Annotated in this window: 15 protein-coding genes and 1 riboswitch; of the genes, 1 reads left to right on the top strand and 14 read right to left on the bottom strand. The window is 74.0% G+C overall.

Annotation, left to right across the window (positions count from 1 at the left end; genetic code table 11):
- Positions 1 to 5: 5 nt before the first annotated feature.
- The 9 genes from folK to dacB all read right to left on the bottom strand — a co-directional run bounded on the left by folK (position 6) and on the right by dacB (position 8,973).
- Positions 6 to 578 (bottom strand): 2-amino-4-hydroxy-6-hydroxymethyldihydropteridine diphosphokinase, encoded by a 573-nt coding sequence (gene folK, locus RDV89_RS16575; RefSeq protein WP_315734717.1) that lies wholly within the window; start codon positions 576 to 578, stop codon positions 6 to 8.
- On the bottom strand, positions 575 to 943 hold the full coding sequence (gene folB, locus RDV89_RS16570) for a dihydroneopterin aldolase (RefSeq protein ID WP_315734715.1): 369 nt from the start codon (positions 941 to 943) through the stop codon (positions 575 to 577). Before folB ends, folK begins: the two co-directional genes overlap by 4 nt.
- Positions 940 to 1,794: a dihydropteroate synthase gene (gene folP, locus RDV89_RS16565; RefSeq protein WP_315735115.1), complete on the bottom strand. Its 855-nt coding sequence runs from the start codon at positions 1,792 to 1,794 to the stop codon at positions 940 to 942. The genes folB and folP overlap by 4 nt, the downstream gene beginning before the upstream one ends.
- Positions 1,795 to 1,829: 35 nt before the next feature.
- The gene (gene folE, locus RDV89_RS16560) at positions 1,830 to 2,441 is read right to left on the bottom strand and encodes a GTP cyclohydrolase I FolE (protein WP_315734714.1); all 612 of its coding nucleotides are present in this window, start codon (positions 2,439 to 2,441) and stop codon (positions 1,830 to 1,832) included.
- Positions 2,438 to 4,513, bottom strand: coding sequence for an ATP-dependent zinc metalloprotease FtsH (gene ftsH / locus RDV89_RS16555; RefSeq protein ID WP_315734712.1), 2,076 nt, complete (start codon positions 4,511 to 4,513; stop codon positions 2,438 to 2,440). The genes folE and ftsH overlap by 4 nt, the downstream gene beginning before the upstream one ends.
- Before the next feature lie 173 nt (positions 4,514 to 4,686).
- Positions 4,687 to 5,238 carry a hypoxanthine phosphoribosyltransferase gene (gene hpt, locus RDV89_RS16550; protein ID WP_315734710.1) on the bottom strand — a complete coding sequence of 184 codons (552 nt, stop codon included), beginning with the start codon at positions 5,236 to 5,238 and terminating at the stop codon, positions 4,687 to 4,689.
- A 48-nt stretch (positions 5,239 to 5,286) separates the two neighbouring features.
- On the bottom strand, positions 5,287 to 6,303 hold the full coding sequence (gene tilS / locus RDV89_RS16545) for a tRNA lysidine(34) synthetase TilS (protein ID WP_315734708.1): 1,017 nt from the start codon (positions 6,301 to 6,303) through the stop codon (positions 5,287 to 5,289).
- Positions 6,304 to 6,332: 29 nt separating this feature from the next.
- Positions 6,333 to 7,412: a zinc-dependent metalloprotease gene (locus RDV89_RS16540; RefSeq protein WP_315734706.1), complete on the bottom strand. Its 1,080-nt coding sequence runs from the start codon at positions 7,410 to 7,412 to the stop codon at positions 6,333 to 6,335.
- 10 nt (positions 7,413 to 7,422) lie between these two features.
- On the bottom strand, positions 7,423 to 8,973 hold the full coding sequence (gene dacB, locus RDV89_RS16535; protein WP_315734704.1) for a D-alanyl-D-alanine carboxypeptidase/D-alanyl-D-alanine endopeptidase: 1,551 nt from the start codon (positions 8,971 to 8,973) through the stop codon (positions 7,423 to 7,425).
- A 105-nt stretch (positions 8,974 to 9,078) separates the two neighbouring features.
- Here dacB and RDV89_RS16530 point away from each other — a divergent pair, with 105 nt between their 5' ends.
- Positions 9,079 to 9,576: an inorganic diphosphatase gene (locus tag RDV89_RS16530; RefSeq protein ID WP_315734702.1), complete on the top strand. Its 498-nt coding sequence runs from the start codon at positions 9,079 to 9,081 to the stop codon at positions 9,574 to 9,576.
- A gap of 275 nt (positions 9,577 to 9,851) precedes the next feature.
- Here RDV89_RS16530 and RDV89_RS16525 read toward each other — a convergent pair whose 3' ends face one another.
- From RDV89_RS16525 to RDV89_RS16505, 5 genes are all read right to left on the bottom strand, one after another.
- On the bottom strand, positions 9,852 to 11,930 hold the full coding sequence (locus tag RDV89_RS16525) for an acyl-CoA dehydrogenase family protein (protein WP_315734700.1): 2,079 nt from the start codon (positions 11,928 to 11,930) through the stop codon (positions 9,852 to 9,854).
- Between the two features lie 49 nt (positions 11,931 to 11,979).
- Positions 11,980 to 13,134: a phosphatase PAP2 family protein gene (locus tag RDV89_RS16520; RefSeq protein ID WP_315734698.1), complete on the bottom strand. Its 1,155-nt coding sequence runs from the start codon at positions 13,132 to 13,134 to the stop codon at positions 11,980 to 11,982.
- Positions 13,135 to 13,144: 10 nt separating this feature from the next.
- Positions 13,145 to 14,089, bottom strand: a complete 945-nt coding sequence (locus RDV89_RS16515) for an ABC transporter ATP-binding protein (protein WP_315734697.1) — start codon at positions 14,087 to 14,089, stop codon at positions 13,145 to 13,147.
- Complete coding sequence (locus RDV89_RS16510) at positions 14,089 to 15,753, bottom strand: ABC transporter permease (RefSeq protein ID WP_315734695.1); 1,665 nt, start codon at positions 15,751 to 15,753, stop codon at positions 14,089 to 14,091. Before RDV89_RS16510 ends, RDV89_RS16515 begins: the two co-directional genes overlap by 1 nt.
- Positions 15,732 to 16,805 carry a thiamine ABC transporter substrate-binding protein gene (locus tag RDV89_RS16505; RefSeq protein WP_315734693.1) on the bottom strand — a complete coding sequence of 358 codons (1,074 nt, stop codon included), beginning with the start codon at positions 16,803 to 16,805 and terminating at the stop codon, positions 15,732 to 15,734. Before RDV89_RS16505 ends, RDV89_RS16510 begins: the two co-directional genes overlap by 22 nt.
- Positions 16,797 to 16,900: riboswitch (TPP riboswitch) on the bottom strand. It overlaps the preceding gene by 9 nt.
- Between the last annotated feature and the right edge of the window lie 45 nt (positions 16,901 to 16,945).

Raw genomic sequence — 16,945 nt, 5'->3', positions numbered from 1 at the left:
CGGGCTCAGGAGGGGGTGGAGAGGACGAGGTCGTCACGACGGCGGACGCCCTGGTCGCCGACGGCGGCGAGCAGGTCGGCCACCTTGCCGAAGTCGGGGATCTCGGCGTCGGGCTCGAGGTCGAACCACGGCTGCAGGACGAACGCGCGCTCGGCGGCGCGCGGGTGCGGGAGCTGCAGCCAGTCCTCCTTGCTGCGGCGGTCGCCGACGACGATCAGGTCGACGTCGAGCGTGCGGGGCGCGTTGACGATGCCGTCGCGCTCGCGACCGTACGCGTCCTCGATCGCCTGCACGCGGTCCACCAGGCGGGCCGCCGACAGCGTCGTGTCGAAGAGGACGACCGCGTTGAGGAAGTCCTCCGAGCCGTCGGGGGACGCGACCGGCGCCGTCTCGTAGACCGCCGAGACACCGGTGATCCACACGTCGGGCGTGTCCGCGAGCGCGTCGACGGCACCCTGGAGGTTCGCGAAGCGGTCACCCAGGTTCGATCCCAGCGAGATCACCGTGCGACGGATCGGGCGCATCTCGCCCGTCAGCGTGTCGGCATCGATGATGTGCGGGTTCGGGGTCTCGGTCACCTTCGGCCTCGTTTCCGTTCGATCGTCAGAGCGACGTCGGAGAACGTCGCGGTGATGGGCGCCTCCGGCTTGTGGAGGGTCACCCTGACCCATTCAACACGACCCTCCGAGAGGCACACGTCAGCGATCCGCTGGGCGACCGTCTCGACGAGGTCGACGGGGTCGGACTCGACGGCGGCCTTCACCGCCATGGTGAGACTTCCGTAGTCCACGGTGTCGTGCAAGTCGTCGGACCGAGCCGCGGGACCCGTGTCGAGACCCAGCACGAGGTCGACCACGAACCGCTGCCCGTCGCGGCGCTCGTCGGGGAAGACGCCGTGGTGCGCGAAGCACTCGATGCCGCGCACGGCGAGCTCGTCGGTCATCGCTGCTCCTCCTGGTCGGTGGGTACGCCCGCCTGCGCGGCTGCCGGCACGCCCGCCTGTGCGGCCCGCCAGGCCCCCCGCACGGCGAGGGCGTCGCAGGTCGCCCGCACGTCGTGGACCCGAACGCACCACACGTCGGCGTCGGCGAGCAACAGGCTGAGGGCGGCGGTCGCGTGCTCGCGCTCGGGCACGGGACGCAGGCCGTCGCCCTCGCCCAGCAACCGGCCCAGGAAGGTCTTGCGGCTCCCGCCGACCAGCACCCGGTGGCCGAGGGCGGCCAGCTGCGGCAGCCCGGCGAGCAGCTCCCAGTTCTGGCCGGCGTGCTTCGCGAAGCCGAGACCGGGGTCGAGCACGAGGCGCTCGGGGGCGACACCCGCGGCGAGCGCGGCGTCGCGGCGTACCCGCAGCTCGTCGACGACCTCGACGACGACCCCGCGCGGGTAGTGCGCGAAGCGCTGCATCTCGGCGGCGTGGGCGCGCCAGTGCATGGCGACGTAGGTCGCCCCGCCAGCCGCGGCGACGTCGAGGATGCGGGGGTCGGCGATGCCGCCGGAGACGTCGTTGACGATCGTCGCGCCCGCGGCGAGCGCGGCCTCGGCGACCTCGGCGCGCATGGTGTCGACGGACACCGTGGCGCCGGCGGCCGTGAGGTCGCGGATCACCGGCACGACGCGGTCCAGCTCCTCGGCCAGCAGCGGACGGGTGGCGCCGGGGCGGGTCGACTCGCCCCCGATGTCGAGGAGGTCGGCGCCCTGCTCGAGCAGCGCGAGACCGTGCCGCACGGCGGCGTCGGCCTCGGCCCAGCGCCCCCCGTCCGAGAACGAGTCGGGGGTGACGTTGACGACGCCCATGACGAGCGGCCGTGCGGGGTGCACGCTCACGACGGTCAGTGCCGCGGGCTGTGGATCAGCGCCATCGCCTCGGCGCGCGTGGCGGGGTTGTGCATCATCCCGCGCACGGCCGAGGTGAGCGTGCGGGCGCCGGCCTTGCGCACGCCGCGCATCGTCATGCACAGGTGCTCGGCCTCGATCACGACGATGCAGCCGCGGGGCTCGAGGATGCTCATCAGTGCGTCGGCGACCTGGGTGGTCAGCCGCTCCTGCACCTGCGGGCGCTTCGCGTAGACGTCGACGAGGCGGGCCAGCTTCGACAGGCCGGTGATCTTCCCGGACTCCGACGGGATGTACCCGACGTGGGCGACGCCCGTGAACGGCACCAGGTGGTGCTCGCACATGCTCCACAGCTCGATGTCGCGCACGAGCACCATCTCGTCGTGCCCGATGTCGAACGTCGTGGTCAGCACGTCCTCCGGCTGCTGGCGCAGACCGGCGGTGAGCTCGGCGTACGCCCGCGCCACGCGCGCCGGGGTGTCCGCCAGGCCCTCGCGGTCGGGGTCCTCGCCGATCGCCGCCAGCAACTCGCGCACCGCGGCCTCGGCGCGGTCGTGGTCGAACGGCGGCCGCTCGGCCGGGTCCTCGAGGCCGATCGGCGAGATCACGGCGCGCCCGTGCCCGGGGGGAACGGGCCCGGCGAGGCCGGACCCTCGGGGCCCGGCGTGCCGCCGTGCAGGTCGCCGCCGGAGCCGGGCGGCGTGATGATCGTGGCGCCCTGCTCGCCCTTGCCGAGGTCGACGGCGCCCTCGCGGGCCCGGTCGCGCACAGCCTGCGGGATCTGGACGGGCGGGACCTCGGAGGGGTTGCGCGTCGGCGAGCCCGTCCACGCGGGACGGCGCGGACGCATCCGCAGCGGCTCGAACACCGCGGCGATCTCGGCCTTGTCGAGGGTCTCGCGCTCGAGCAGCGCGAGCACCAGGGCGTCGAGGACGTCCCGGTTCTCCTCGAGGATGTCGAAGGCCTCCTGGTGGGCCGTCGTGAGGAGGATCTTCGTCTCCTCGTCGACGATCGCCGCGACGTCCTCGGAGTAGTTGCGCGAGTGGCCGAGGTCGCGGCCGAGGAACGGCTCGGAGTTCGACTCGCCCAGCTTGATGGCGCCGAGGCGCTCGGTCATGCCGTACTGCGTGACCATCGCGCGGGCGACGTTCGTCGCCTTCTCGATGTCGTTGCCGGCGCCGGTCGTCGGGTCGTGGAAGATCAGCTCCTCCGCGGCGCGCCCGCCCAGCATGTACGCCAGCTTGTCGAGCATCTCGCTGCGCGTCTGGGAGTACTTGTCCTCGTCCGGCAGGACCATCGTGTAGCCGAGCGCGCGACCGCGCGGCAGGATCGTCACCTTGTGCACGGGGTCGTTGCCCGGGAGGGCCGCGGCGACGAGCGCGTGGCCGCCCTCGTGGTAGGCCGTCACGAGCTTCTCGTGCTCGTTCATCAGGCGCGTGCGGCGCTGCGGGCCGGCGATCACGCGGTCGATGGCCTCGTCGAGGTGCGCCGCGGTGATCAGCTTCCCGCTGGAACGGGCGGTCAGCAGCGCCGCCTCGTTGAGGACGTTGGCGAGGTCGGCGCCGGAGAAGCCGGGGGTGCGGCGGGCGACCGACATCAGGTCGATGCCCTCGGCCAGCGGCTTGCCGCGCGAGTGCACCTGCAGGATCCGGTGGCGGCCCGAGAGGTCCGGGGCGTCGACCTGGATCTGGCGGTCGAAGCGGCCCGGGCGCAGCAGCGCCGGGTCGAGCACGTCCGGGCGGTTCGTGGCGGCGATGAGGATGACGCCGCCGCGCACGTCGAAGCCGTCCATCTCGACGAGCAGCTGGTTGAGCGTCTGCTCCCGCTCGTCGTGGCCGCCGCCCATGCCGGCGCCGCGGTGGCGACCGACGGCGTCGATCTCGTCGATGAAGACGATCGCCGGGGCGTTCTCCTTCGCCTGCTCGAACAGATCACGCACGCGGCTCGCGCCGACGCCGACGAACATCTCGACGAAGTCGGAGCCGGAGATCGAGTAGAAGGGCACGCCCGCCTCGCCGGCGACGGCGCGTGCGAGGAGGGTCTTGCCGGTGCCGGGGGGCCCGTAGAGCAGCACGCCCTTGGGGATCTTCGCGCCGACGGCCTGGAACTTGGCGGGCTCGGAGAGGAACTCCTTGATCTCGCCGAGCTCCTCGATCGCCTCGTCGCAGCCGGCGACGTCGGCGAACGTCGTCTTCGGCATGTCCTTGGTGATCAGCTTCGCCTTGGACTTGGCGAACTGCATGACGCCGCGGCCGCCGCCCTGCACCTGGTTCATCAGGAAGATGAAGAGGGCGAGGATGATGATGAACGGCAGGATGCTGACGAGCAGCGAGCCCAGCAGGCTGGGCTGCGGGTTCTCGGAGTTGGACCGCTCGATCGTGCCCTCGGCGACCTGCTCGTCGACGGCCTCGATGATGCCGCCCTGCTGGCCCTGGACGTAGTACGCGACCACGTCGCGCCCACCCTCGCGGTCGACGTCGTCGTCGAGCACCGCCTCGATCCGCTGCTCACCGTCGACGAAGGTGATCTCGCTGACCTGGCCGTCGGCGACGTACTTCTCCATGCGCGACGTGCTGATCTCGTCGGACGCGTCGCCCGAGACGAGGAACTGCAGCGCGAGGAGCACACCGACCACGGCGATGACGATCCAGAGCCAGGGCCCCTTGAACAAACGCTTCACAGGCTTCTTCCACTACACGGACGGGTGAGGGTCGGGACGTGGTCGCCGGCCGGAGCCGCACGGCGCTGCCCCTCGGGTTGTCTGCGGCGATTCTGCCGCACGGCGCAACCTCGGGGGGCCGAACGGCCCGGCGGGCCGGCCCGGCCGGAGCTGGCCGGGGCGGTCGGCGACGGTCAGGAGTAGACGTGCGGCGCCAGGGTGCCGATGCAGCGCAGGTTGCGGTAGCGCTCCTGGTAGTCGAGGCCGTAGCCGACGACGAACTCGTTGGGGATGTCCCACCCGACGTACTTCGGGGTCACCGGCATGGCGAGCGCCTCCGGCTTGCGCAGCAGGGTGGCGATCTCGACGCTGGCGGGGCCGCGGCTGGTCAGGTTGGAGATCAGCCAGCTCAGCGTCAGGCCGGTGTCGATGATCTCGTCGACGACGAGCACGTGCTTGCCCGAGATGTCGGTGTCGAGGTCCTTGAGGATGCGCACCACGCCGCTCGACTTGGTGCCGGAGCCGTAGGAGGAGACCGCCATCCAGTCGGTCTCGACGTGGCGGGTCAGCGCCCGGGACAGGTCGGCCATCACCATGATCGCGCCGCGCAGGACGCCGACGACGAGCAGCTCCTGCCCCTCGTAGTCCGCCTCGATCCGGCGGGCCATCTCGTCCAGCTTCTCGAGGATCTGCTCCTCGGTGAAGAGGATGTCGACCAGGTCGTTCTCTACGGAGGAGGCGTCCACGGTCGGCAAGCCTGCCACAGGTCCGCCCCCGGGGTCAGACCGGCAGGGTCAGACCGCGCGGGCCGGGCCCGTGGGCCCGAAGGTCACGGTCGCGGCCCCCGGCGTCCGCCGCGCCGTGACGTGCCCCGGCAGCTGCACCTGCGAGCCGCCGGGCGCCACGGCGAGCCGCGCCAGCGCGTCCACGTGGACCGCGAACAGCTCGGCGTCCACCGCCCCCGCGGCCAGCGCGGCGAGACGCAGCACCCGCGTCCGGACCGCGGCCGGGCTGCCGTCGAGCGCCGCGAGGTCGACGACGGTGTCCTGCCCCGCGCCGCGGGCCGCCCGGGCGTACGCCTGGTCCGCGAGCTCGTCGAGGGCCTCCGCGTCGGCGCGCAGCAGGTCCGCGGTGCGCGCCAGGTTGTGCCGCACCCGGGGGTTGAGCTCCTCGGCGAGCACGGGCAGCACGCGCTCGCGCAGCCGCGAGCGGGTGAACCGAGGGTCGCTGTTGTGCGGGTCCTCCCACCACGCGACACCCTCGGCGCGGCAGGCCGCCTCGGTCTCCTCCCGGGTCACGTCGAGCAGCGGCCGGCGGAACACGCCGAACGCGCGCCGCATCCCGGCCACCGAGCGACCCCCGGACCCGCGGGCCAGGCCGAGCAGCACCGTCTCCGCCTGGTCGTCGAGCGTGTGGCCCAGCAGCACCGCGCCCGCCGCGTACGACTCCGCGACCTGGCCCAGCACGGCGTACCGCGCCTCGCGCGCCGCCGCCTCGACCCCCTGGCCGCCGCCCTCGACCCGCACCCGGGCCGACAGCGTCTCGTCGGCGCCGAGCGCCGCCATCTGCTCGACGACCCGGGCGGTGTGCTCCCCCGAGCCGTCCTGCAGGCCGTGGTCGACGACCGCGCCGACGACCCGGGACCCGAGGGCGTCGCGCGAGCGCGAGCAGACGAAGACGGTGGCCGCGAGCAGCGCGAGCGAGTCGGCGCCGCCGCTGCACGCGACGACCACCGTGGCGGGCGCTCCTGCGGTCGCGAGGTCACGGCGTACGCCCGCGCGCACCGCCGCCAGCGCGGGGTCGAGGCTCACCGGGCGCGGCTCACTGCGTGGGCGTCCGCTCAGCCCAGCACGCGGTCGACCCACGCGTGCGGGTCGGCGATCTCGGAGCGCGAGGGCAGCGTGTGGGGCGAGGACCAGACGGCGTTGAACTCGTCCATGCCGACCCGGTCGACGACGGCGCGGACGAAGGCCGCCCCGTCGCGGTACTGCGCCATCTTGGCGTCCAGCCCCAGCAGGCGGCGCACCGTGCGGTCGAGGAACCCGATGCCGTCACGGCGGCGCTCGAACGAGGCGCGGATGCGGCGCACGGTCGGGATCACCGTGGGACCGACCCCGTCCATCACGACGTCGGCGTGGCCCTCCAGCAGCGACATCACGCCCGTGACGCGGTCGATCACCTCGCGCTGCTCCGGGGTGCTCAGCATCTCGACCAGCGAGCCGCGACCGCCGGCGCGCACGGCCTCCACGGCCCGCGTCAGCGCGTCCTCCAGGGCGGAGGAGGGGTCGAGCGTCCCGGCCAGCTGCTGCACCTGGGCGCGCAGGTGGTCGGCCAGCCACGGCACGGTCGTGAACTGCACGCGGTGGGTCTCCTCGTGCAGGCAGACCCAGAGCCGGAAGTCGTCCTTGCGGGCGCCGATCTGCTCGGCCACCTGCCACACGTTCGGCGCGACCAGCAGCAGCCGGCCGTCGGGCGCCACGTCGGTCGGGGCGAACGGGTCGAACTGGCCGAGCACCTTGCCCGAGAGGAAGCCCAGCAGCGTGCCGACCTCCGTGCCCGTCACCCGGGCGCCGACGGCGGCGCCGGCCCGGCGCACCGGCTCCGGCAGCGTGATCGGGCCGTCGTCGCCCTCCTTGCCCTCGCCCAGCCGGTCGAGGAAGGGCTGCAGCAGCGCCGCGAAGCTCTGGGTGTTCGCCTCGACCCAACGGGGCCGGTCGACGACGAGCACGGGCGCGGCGTCCTCGCGGGCGTCGAGGCCCGTGAAGTCGCGCACCAGGCCGGTGGAGCGGATCGCGTCGGCACGCAGGCCCTCGACCAGGGCGGCGACCTCGTCGGCGGGGATGCGGGGCGGGGGCGGGGCGAGGCGGGCGCCGAGCCGGGCCGCGAGGTCCCAGTCCACCGACGGGCGTACGGACGACATGCTGGCGACCCTACGGGGACGCCGAAGGGGCGTCCGTCGGGCTCGTCGTCGAGCCGGTCGACCCGGTCGACCCGGTCGACCCGGTCGAGCTGCAGGTGCAGGCCGCGATCGCCGCGGCGGCGCCGTCCACGGCCTCGCGTCCGTCGAGCGCGTCGTCGACGCCGACCCGGTCGGCGATCACGACGAAGCGCAGCGGCGTGCCGGTGGCGTCCTGGACGACGCCCGCGAGCCCCTGCACGCCGGTGAGCGTCCCCGTCTTGGCCCGCACGGTGCCCAGCCCCGCGGGCTGCTCGGCGAAGCGGTTGGTCAGCGAGCCGTTCCAGCCGCCTACCGGCATCCCGGTCAGCGCGGCCCGCAGCTCCGGGTGCTCCGCCGACGCCGCCAGCCCGAGCACCCCGAGCAGGGTGCCCGCGGAGAGCAGGTTCTCCCGGGAGAGCCCCGACCCGTCGCGCAGCACGTCGGCGCCCAGGTCGACGCCGAGGTCGGCGAGGGTGCTGCGCACGCCCTCGGCGCCGCCCTCGAAGGACCCGGCTCCCGCGGCCGCCAGGCCGACGTGGTGGGCCAGCACCTCGGTGGTCTCGTTGTCACTGGTCGCGAGCAGGCGCTCGACGATCTCCTCGACGGGCGCGCTCTCGACGGCGGCGAGCGTCTCGCCGTTCCCGCCGAGGCCCGCGACCGGGTCGCCCACGACCTGGATCCCCGCCTGGGCGAGCGCGGCGGCGTACCAGGCGGCGGCGTCGAGCGCCGGGTCCGCGACGACCTCGTCCTCGTCGTCGGCCGCGCGGCCCCGGTCGGCCCACAGGGCGCCGATCGGGGCGACGACGTCGTCGGGGCCGTAGCTGGCGGGCCAGGCCGGGGTGTAGCCCGCGCCGGTGAACAGGCCCGCGTCGTAGGCGACCTCGACGCTGGTGACGCCCTGCGCGCGCAGCCCCTCCGCCGTCGCGGTGGCCAGCTCGCGCAGCGACGCGCGGGCCGGGTAGGTGCCCGGCGCGTCGGGCGCGACCGGCTCGCGCACGAGCAGCGGGTCGCCACCCCCGACGAGGACCACGCGCCGCACGCCGGAGGGCGTACCCCCGGCGGCCTCGCCGACGTCGCCGCCGTCGACGACGGTGGTGCTGAAGGTCCGGTCGGGGCCGAGGGCCTCGAGCGCCGCGACCGAGGTCAGCAGCTTGGTGGTGGAGGCGGGCATGACGCGGTCGGGACCGGAGACGTACGCCTCCCCCTCGCCCAGCGGCGCGACGGCGACCAGCACCTGGGGGCCGAGGTCCTCGTCGGCGACGAAGGGCGCGAGCGCCGCGGCGACGGCGTCCTGGTCGACCACCGTCCCCGCGCCCGTGCTCGCCGCCAGCAGCGGGTCGGGCTCGGCGGGGTCGGGCAGCTCGAGCCCGTCCGGCGGCGGGACGTCGGCGGGGTCGCCCGCCTCGTCGGAGGGGCCGCCGGTCCACCGATCGACCAGGTCGAGGCGCCAGACGCCCAGTCCCGCGGCTGCCACGACGAGCAGCAGGACGACCGCGAGGGCCGCGACCTTGCCGCCCCGCCTGCGGTGCTTGCTCCGTGACACCTAGGATCACCTCTAGTTCGATCGGTCCGGCGACATTGTGCGCGAGAACGAGGGCCACCCAGACATCGGCCGCGCCGGCGCGGCCGCAACGCGGAAGGCAACAGCGTGCTCGAGTTCGACGTACTCGTGGAGATCCCGAAGGGCGAGCGGAACAAGTACGAGGTGGACCACCACTCCGGTCGCCTCCGCCTGGACCGGACCCTGTTCACGGCGACGCAGTACCCGACCGACTACGGCTACATCGAGGACACCCTCGGCCAGGACGGCGACCCGCTGGACGCCATGGTGATCCTGCTGCAGCCGACCTTCCCGGGCTGCCTGATCAAGGCCCGCGCGATCGGCATGTTCCGCATGACCGACGAGGCCGGCGGCGACGACAAGGTCCTGTGCGTGCCCGCGGGCGACCCGCGCTACCAGCACTACAAGGACCTCGGCGACGTCTCGAACTTCGACCTGCTCGAGATCAAGCACTTCTTCGAGGTCTACAAGGCCCTCGAGCCCAACAAGTCGGTCGAGGGCGCCGACTGGGTCGGCGCCGAGGCCGCGCAGGCCGAGGTCGCCGCCTCGTTCCAGCGCTTCAAGGACAACGGCAGCAAGTACTGACCCGCGTCAGCACACCGCCGAGGGCGGGCACCCGGTCCGGGTGCCCGCCCTCGTCGCGTCCCGGGCTGCGGTTCGGGCTGCGGTTCGGGCTGCGTCGAGTTGCGGGTTGCGCCGCGCCCTGGCCGTCGAGTTGCGGGTTACGCCGCGCCCTGGCCGTCGAGCGCGGCTCGGACCGCGAGACGCGGCGTAACCCGCAACTCGACGCGCGTACCCAGGCACAACCCGCAACTCGACGCGCGTACAGCGGCACAACCCGCAACTCGACGCAGACCGGGTCAGGCGTCGTCCGGGACCTTCTCCGCGACCATCTCGGCGGTCTCGCCGAGGGGGTGGTGGCCGGGGACCTCGGCGGCGCCCTGCTCGCCCGCGACGACGACGGGGCCGAGCAGGTCGGGGGCGCGCAGCACCTCCTCGGGCACGGCGAACGCGTCGACGAGCACCCGCGCGTGCGGCCGCAGCCGCCGGCACAGGTGGTCGACCTCGCGGCGCACCTGCTTCGCACGCGCCGACGACATCCGGCCGTGCTCGAGGAACCACGCCCGGTCCGCCTCGATCAGCGACAGCGCGTGCAGGTCGAGCAGCATGCCCATCACGCGCCGCTCGTCGCCCTCGGGCAGCGACTCGACCTTCGCGACGAACGCCTCGAGCACCGTGCGCTCGACGTGGGCGCGGGCCGCGGCGATGACGTGCGCCTGCACCCGCGAGAACACCTCGCCGGGCTCGATCCCGTCGTCCACGCCGCTCTTCAGGCGCCGCGCGGCCGAGGCGATGACCTGCTCCTCGCGGTAGCGCAGCATGGCGAGCTGGTACGACGTGTCCAGCACGCCGGTCTCGTCCTCGTCCTCGTCGCCGCTCGGCAGCAGCCCGCGGACCCGCTCGAGCAGCTGGTGGGCCCGGGTGCGCTTGACGACCTCGTCGAGGGCCAGCCCGCCGACGAGCCGCACCATCCCGAGCTGGTCGGCGTCCTGGAAGTCGCTGGCGTAGTCGGTCAGCAGGCCCTTCGCGACGAGCTGCAGCAGCACGTGGTTGTCGCCCTCGAACGTCGTGAACACGTCCGTGTCGGCCTTGAGCGCGGCGAACCGGCTGGCCGACAGGTAGCCCGCGCCGCCGCACGCCTCGCGGCACTCCTGGATGGTGCGCGTCGCGTGCCAGGTGCCGTACGCCTTGAGCCCGGCCGCCGCGGACTCCAGCGCGCGCCGCGAGCGGTCGTCGGTGCGCTCGCCCGAGAACACCGCGTGCAGGTCGCCGGCGACCTCCTCCTGCGCGGCGTGCAGGGCGTACGTCGCCGCCAGCAGCGGCAGCAGCCGGCGCTGGTGCAGGCCGTAGTCGAGCAGCAGCTCCTCCTGCTCGCCCGAGGCCTCGAACTGGCGGCGGCGCTCGGCGTAGCGCACTGCAAGCGTCATGGCGACCTTCGAGGCGTTGATCGCGGCCCCGCCGACGCTGACGCGGCCCTGGACCAGCGTGCCGATCGTGGTGAAGAAGCGGCGCCCGGGGCTCTCGATCTCGGAGTCGTAGACCCCGGCCTCGGACACGGTCGCGAAGCGGTCCAGCAGGTTCTCGCGGGGGATCCGCACGTCGTCGAACCAGATCCGACCGTTGTCGACGCCCTGCAGGCCCATCTTGTGACCGCAGTCCTCGATGCGCACGCCGGGCGCCGGCACGAGCCGGTCGTCCTCGTCGCGCACCCGGATCGGCACGACGAACGCGTGCACGCCCTGGCTGTCGCCGGCGATGTGCAGCTGCGCGAAGACGACCGCCACCTCGGCGTGCCGGGCCGCGTTGCCGATGTAGTCCTTGCGCGCCGCGTCGTGCGGCGTGCGCAGGACGAACTCGTCGGTCGCGAGGTCGAACGTCGCGGTGGTCTCGAGCGCCTGCACGTTGGAGCCGTGGCCCGACTCGGTCATCGCGAAGGAGCCCAGCAGGCTGCCGTCGATGATGCGACGCAGGTACGCCTCGTGGTGGCGGCGGGTGCCCAGCTGCAGGACCGCGCCGCCGAAGAGCCCGAACTGCACGCCCACCTTGACCAGGACCGACAGGTCGCCGTAGGCGAGGGTCTCGAACGCGGCCACGGAGGCGCCGATGTCGCCGCCGCCCCCGTGCTCGGTCGGGAAGCCGAACCCGGTCTGGCCGGTGGCGGCGACCTTCTGCACGACCTCGAGGACGCGGTCGCGGTAGGTGTCGCGGTCGAGGTCGTCGACCTCGTCCAGCAGCCCGGCGTGCTCGACCAGGTTGCGGCGGACGAGGTCGCGGACCTCGGCGTAGCGGCCGTCCAGGATCGCCTGCAGCGCGACCGGGTCGGGAGCGATGTCGTGGGGTGCGGAGCGCTCCGGCGAGCGCGCGACGTCGGTGGCCATGCACCGAAACTACCGGCCGGTACCAGCCGGTCCCAGGCCCCGTGGGCTGCTACTCCTGCTGCGGGTCCGCGGCGGGGCGCCGCTTGCGCAGGTTGAGCCGCGAGGCCTCCGGCGAGCGCTCCTCGTCGGTCTCGACCCGCACGTCGACGTCCTTGCCGTCGGCGCCGACCGGCACCTTGGAGCTGGTCGTCGTGGGGTGGCTGGACAGGCCGGACAGGCCTCTTCGTTCGAACTTCTGCCCGCTCGCCACTCCACCGACGTAGAAGGCGACCACCGCGATCATGGCGCCGGCGATGTCGTCGGCGACGTAGTGCCAGCCGAAGTAGAGCGTGGCGATGATCGTGAGGCCGAAGTTGCCCCAGAAGATCCAGTGGATGATCCGGCTGCGGATCGTGTACTGCACCATCAGCGCCCACAGCAGGGTGATCGCGGTGTGCAGGCTCGCGAACGCGGCCGTCGACTGCAGGCCGTCGCTGGCGTTCCACAGCACGTTGGTGCGGGAGTAGAACAACGAGTCGGCCAGGTCGCTCGCGCCGGTGTCGATGTCGGCGTAGAGCCAGGGGAACGCGAACTTCGGGCCGAGCGCGGGCAGCATGTAGTAGCTGGCCGTGCCGAGGGTCCAGGCGATGACCTGCGAGGTCACGAACCAGTAGCCGAACGAGATGTTGCGCGACCAGATCACCCACACGGCGACCAGGACAGGCACCATCGGCAGGTACCACAGGTAGATCGTGGAGATCAGCTGCTCGAACCAGGTGAAGCCGAAGAGCGTGTGCAGCACGGCCGACGGGTCGTTGCCCAGGAACAGGATCCGGTCGAGCGCGTGCAGCTCGGTGTCGTACTTCCGGTCGCCGAGCACGAACGGCAGGAACGACTTCAGGTTCCGGTAGCAGGCGTAGGTGACGTAGAAGCAGCCGATGCCGAGCGCCACGAGGGTGAACCGCTCGCGCGTCCAGTGCTCCTTCCACCGCTGCTTGACCAGCTCGGGGACCTGGCCGACGCGCAGCCGCGAGCGCCACAGCGCCCGGGGCACGAGGTCGACGAACAGCGCGAGACCGACCAGCAGCGGGAAGCGCAGCCAACCGGGCCCGAGGAAGCCCTCGGGGTCGATGACGCTGCGGCCCAGCGACAGGGCGGTGACGAACGCCAGCACCGCCATCGTCGCTGCAACCCCGATCAGCAGGACGTAGGCGCGGCGATACACGCAGGCGAGTCTAGAGGTAGGCGACACCCTCCGGGTCGGGCACCACGCGCACCCTCGCCCCGACCGGCGGGGCCGGGGCGCCGGCCAGCGGGACCTCGAGCTCCCCGGTGCCCGCGACGACGACCCGCAGCCGCGGCCCGACGCCGGTGCGCACCACCCCCGCGGACTCCCCCTCGAGGCCGTCCGGCCCCGGGGCCAGGCGCCAGGCTCCCCGTCGCACCGCCCGGCCGTCGAGGACGTGGGCGTACCCCAGCTGCCGTGCGGCCCGCTCGTCGACGGGCGCGGCGTCCACCACGGCCACCGTGCCCGACTGCACCACGGCGGCGTCGCGCACGAGCGCGAGCCGGTCGGCGACGGCGTACGCCTCGTCCACGTCGTGGGTGACCAGCAGCGCGGTGGTGCCGGCCTCGACGAGGATCCGTCGCACGTCGCCGGCGAGGCGCTCCCGCAGGCCGCGGTCGAGCGCGGACAGCGGCTCGTCGAGCAGCAGCAACCGCGGGTCGCAGGCGAGCGCCCGGGCCAGCGCGACCCGCTGGCGCTCGCCGCCGGAGAGGGTGCCGGGCAGGCGGTCGGCGTACCCGCCCAGGCCGACCAGCTCGAGCAGCTCCGCGACGCGGGCGCGGGTCGCGGCGCGGGCGCGGCGCCGGCCCGGCAGACGCAGGGGGTACGCGACGTTGCGTGCGACGCTGAGGTGCCCGAACAGCTGTCCGTCCTGGAACATCAGCGCGAACCCCCGCCGGTGCACGGGTACGCCCGCCAGGTCGGCGCCGTCGAACGTCACGGTCCCCGCGGCCAGGGGCTCGAGCCCGGCGACGGCGCGCAGCAGCGTCGACTTGCCGCTGCCCGAGGGCCCGAGCACGGCGAGCACCTCGCCGCGGGGCAGCTCGAGCGAGGCGTCGCGCAGGGCGGGCACCCCGTCGTACGCCACCGTCACCCCGTCGAGGACCAGCGTCATCAGACCTCCCCCAGGCTCGGCACCCGCAGGCGCTCGACCAGCAGCATCACCACGGTCACGCACACCGCCAGCACGACGGCCGCGGCCATCGCCATCCCGGCGTTCGACTGCTCCCCCACCTGGCCGGGCGAGCCGAGCAGCCGGCCGATCACCACCGGCAGGGTCGGGTGGTCGGGCCGCGAGAGGAACGACGTGGCCCCGAACTCCCCCAGCGAGACCGCGAACGCGAACCCGCCGGCCGCCAGCAGGGGTCGCCACACCACCGGCAGGTCGACGACGAGCAGCGTCCGGGCGGGCGAGGCCCCCAGCGAGGCCGCGGCCTGGCGCTGCCGGTCGTCGATGCCGGCGAGCACCGGCACGAGGGTGCGCACCACCAGCGGCAGCGCCACCAGCGCCTGCACGAGCGGCACCAGCAGGGGCTCGTCGCGCAGCGCCAGCGGCGGCCGCGCGACGGTGACCAGCAGGCCGAACCCGAGCACGACCGCCGAGACGCCGAGCGGCAGCATGAAGAACCCGTCCAGCACCCGGCGCACCACCCGCTCCCCGCGGCCCCGGGCCCGGCGGGTGACGACCAGGCTGACCAGCACGCCCAGCAGCAGCGCCATCCAGGTGGCGTCCACGGCGACCTGCAGGGAGTTGCGCAGGGCCTCGGTCACCGGCACCACGAGGGCCGTGCTGACGTCCGGCTGCTGCAGCGCCCGGAAGTTGCCGAGCGTCCACGTCCCGCGCACCTGCAGCGACGCCACCACGAGGGCGGCCATCGGCACCACGAGACCCGCGGCCACCAGCAACGTCGCGCCGAGCGCGGGCAGGTCGCCCCGGCGTACGCCCCGCGGCGCGACCGGCGCACGGTCCACGGTCTCCTCGGCAGGCCGCAGCCGGCCCACGAGGAGCAGCAGGAGCACGACCGTGACGACCTGCACCAGCGCCAGGCACGCGGCCGCGGGCAGGTCGAACGCCCGGGTCAGCAGGTAGATCTCGGTCTCCACCGTCGCGTGGCGCAGACCGCCGAGGGTGAGCACGACGCCGAACGCGGTGGAGCAGAACAGGAAGACGACGACCGCCGCGGAGGTGATCGCGGTGCGCAGCGCGGGCAGCGTCACGGTCGCCAGCACCCGCGCCGGCGAGGCGCCGAGGGCCGCCGCCGCCTCCTCCGCGCGCCGGTCCAGCGAGGCCCAGGCGCCGCCGACGACCCGCACGACGACGGCGACGTTGAAGAAGACGAGGGCGGCGACGATCGCCGCCGGCGTCCCGTCCCAGCCGAGGAACGCCAGCCACCCGCCCTCGCCGAGCAGCGCCCGGAACGCGGCGCCGACGACGACGGTGGGCAGCACGAAGGGCACCAGGACCAGGGCGCGCAGCAGCGCGGCCCCCGGGAAGGCCAGGCGGTGCAGGGCGTACGCCGCCGGCAGGCCCAGCAGCAGGGCCAGCAGCGTGCCCAGACCGGCCGACCAGAGCGTGAACCACAGCACCCGGCGCGTGCGGTCGCGACCGAGCACCTCGAGCGCGGCCCCCAGGTCGAGGTGGCCGTCGGGGGCGAGCCCACGCAGGAGCATCGCCCCCACGGGGAGGACGAAGAAGACCAGCAGCACGGCCAGCGGCAGGGCGGCGAGCGCCGCCAGCGCCGGCCAGCGCGGCGCGACTACTCGACCAGGTCCCGCCACTGGCCGATCCACTCCTCGCGGTTGGCCGCGATCTCGTCCGCGGGCAGCGACAGCGTCTCCTCGGGCAGGGGCGCGAACTCGGCCCACGCCTCCGGCAGCTCGACGTCGTCGCGGACGGGGTAGACGTACATGCTGTCGGGCAGCGCCGCCTGGACGTCCTCCGACAGCAGCCAGGTCACGAGGTCCTGCGCCAGCTCCGGCTCGTCGGCGCCGGCGAGGACGCCGGCGAACTCGGTCTGCGCGAAGCAGGCGTCGAGCAGCGCGCGGGTCGTGGTCGCGGAGCCGTCCTCGGTCACCGTGAAGGCCGGGGAGGAGGCGTACGACAGCACGATCGGGCGCTGGCCGCCCCCGCCGCCCGCGCTGAAGGAACCCTCGTAGGCGTCGCTCCAGCCGGCCACGACCTCGGTGCCGTTGTCGAGCAGGCCCTGCCAGTACTCCTGCCACCCGTCCTCGCCGTACGCCGCGATCGTGGCCAGCAGGAAGGCCAGGCCGGGGCTGGAGGCGACGGGGCCGGGGGTCGTGAAGAGCTCGTCGTAGGTGGGGTCGAGCAGGTCGTCGAGCGAGGTGGGCTCGACGATGCCGCGGTCGGCGAACCACTGGGTGTCCACGTTGACGCACACGTCGCCGCTGTCGATCGGGACCAGGCGCGGGTCGTCGAGGGCGTACGCCTCGGCGCCGGACGGCAGCTCGCCCTCGAAGTCGACGACCGCGTCGACGTCGAGCAGCCGGCTGGCGAGCGTGTTGTCGACGCCGAAGATCACGTCGGCGCCCGAGTCGTCGGGGTTGAGCGCGACCTCGGTGACGATCGCGCCCGCGTCGCCGGGCTGGCGGACCTCCAGCTCGACGTCGTGCTCGGACTCGAACGCCTCGACCAGCTCGTCGGGCAGCTGGAACGACTCGTGCGCCAGCAGCACCACGGTCGGCGTCCCGTCGTCCGCGCCGCCGTCGCCGCCCGCCAGCGAGCAGGCGCTCAGGGCCGGGGCGGCGATCGCCGCGGCGACCAGCGGCGCCGCGAGCCTCAGGCGGGTGGTGCGGGCATGGGTGTGCCTCATCGGTTGACTCCCTTCGCCGGTGCTAACCGGAGCAGGTTCGAGGGTCTGCGGCGGTTCCGCACTCTCAGCGCCTGGGCGCTCCCCTGTCGTGTGCCCCCACCCTACGCCGGGGCGCCGGGCGGGGCGGGGCGGGGCCGGGC

This window comes from Nocardioides imazamoxiresistens (genome assembly GCF_032378595.1).
Classification (GTDB): Bacteria; Actinomycetota; Actinomycetes; order Propionibacteriales; family Nocardioidaceae; genus Nocardioides; species Nocardioides imazamoxiresistens.
Note: the sequence above shows the minus strand (reverse complement) of the source record. Positions and strands in the feature narration are given on the sequence as shown.

Coding starts and splice junctions, on each gene's coding strand:
- folB (WP_315734715.1), bottom strand. CDS start 943: ATGACCGACGAGCTCGCCGTGCGCGGCATCGAGTGCTTCGCGCACCAC.
- folP (WP_315735115.1), bottom strand. CDS start 1,794: ATGGGCGTCGTCAACGTCACCCCCGACTCGTTCTCGGACGGGGGGCGC.
- RDV89_RS16540 (WP_315734706.1), bottom strand. CDS start 7,412: ATGTCGTCCGTACGCCCGTCGGTGGACTGGGACCTCGCGGCCCGGCTC.
- RDV89_RS16525 (WP_315734700.1), bottom strand. CDS start 11,930: ATGGCCACCGACGTCGCGCGCTCGCCGGAGCGCTCCGCACCCCACGAC.
- RDV89_RS16515 (WP_315734697.1), bottom strand. CDS start 14,089: ATGACGCTGGTCCTCGACGGGGTGACGGTGGCGTACGACGGGGTGCCC.
- RDV89_RS16505 (WP_315734693.1), bottom strand. CDS start 16,805: ATGAGGCACACCCATGCCCGCACCACCCGCCTGAGGCTCGCGGCGCCG.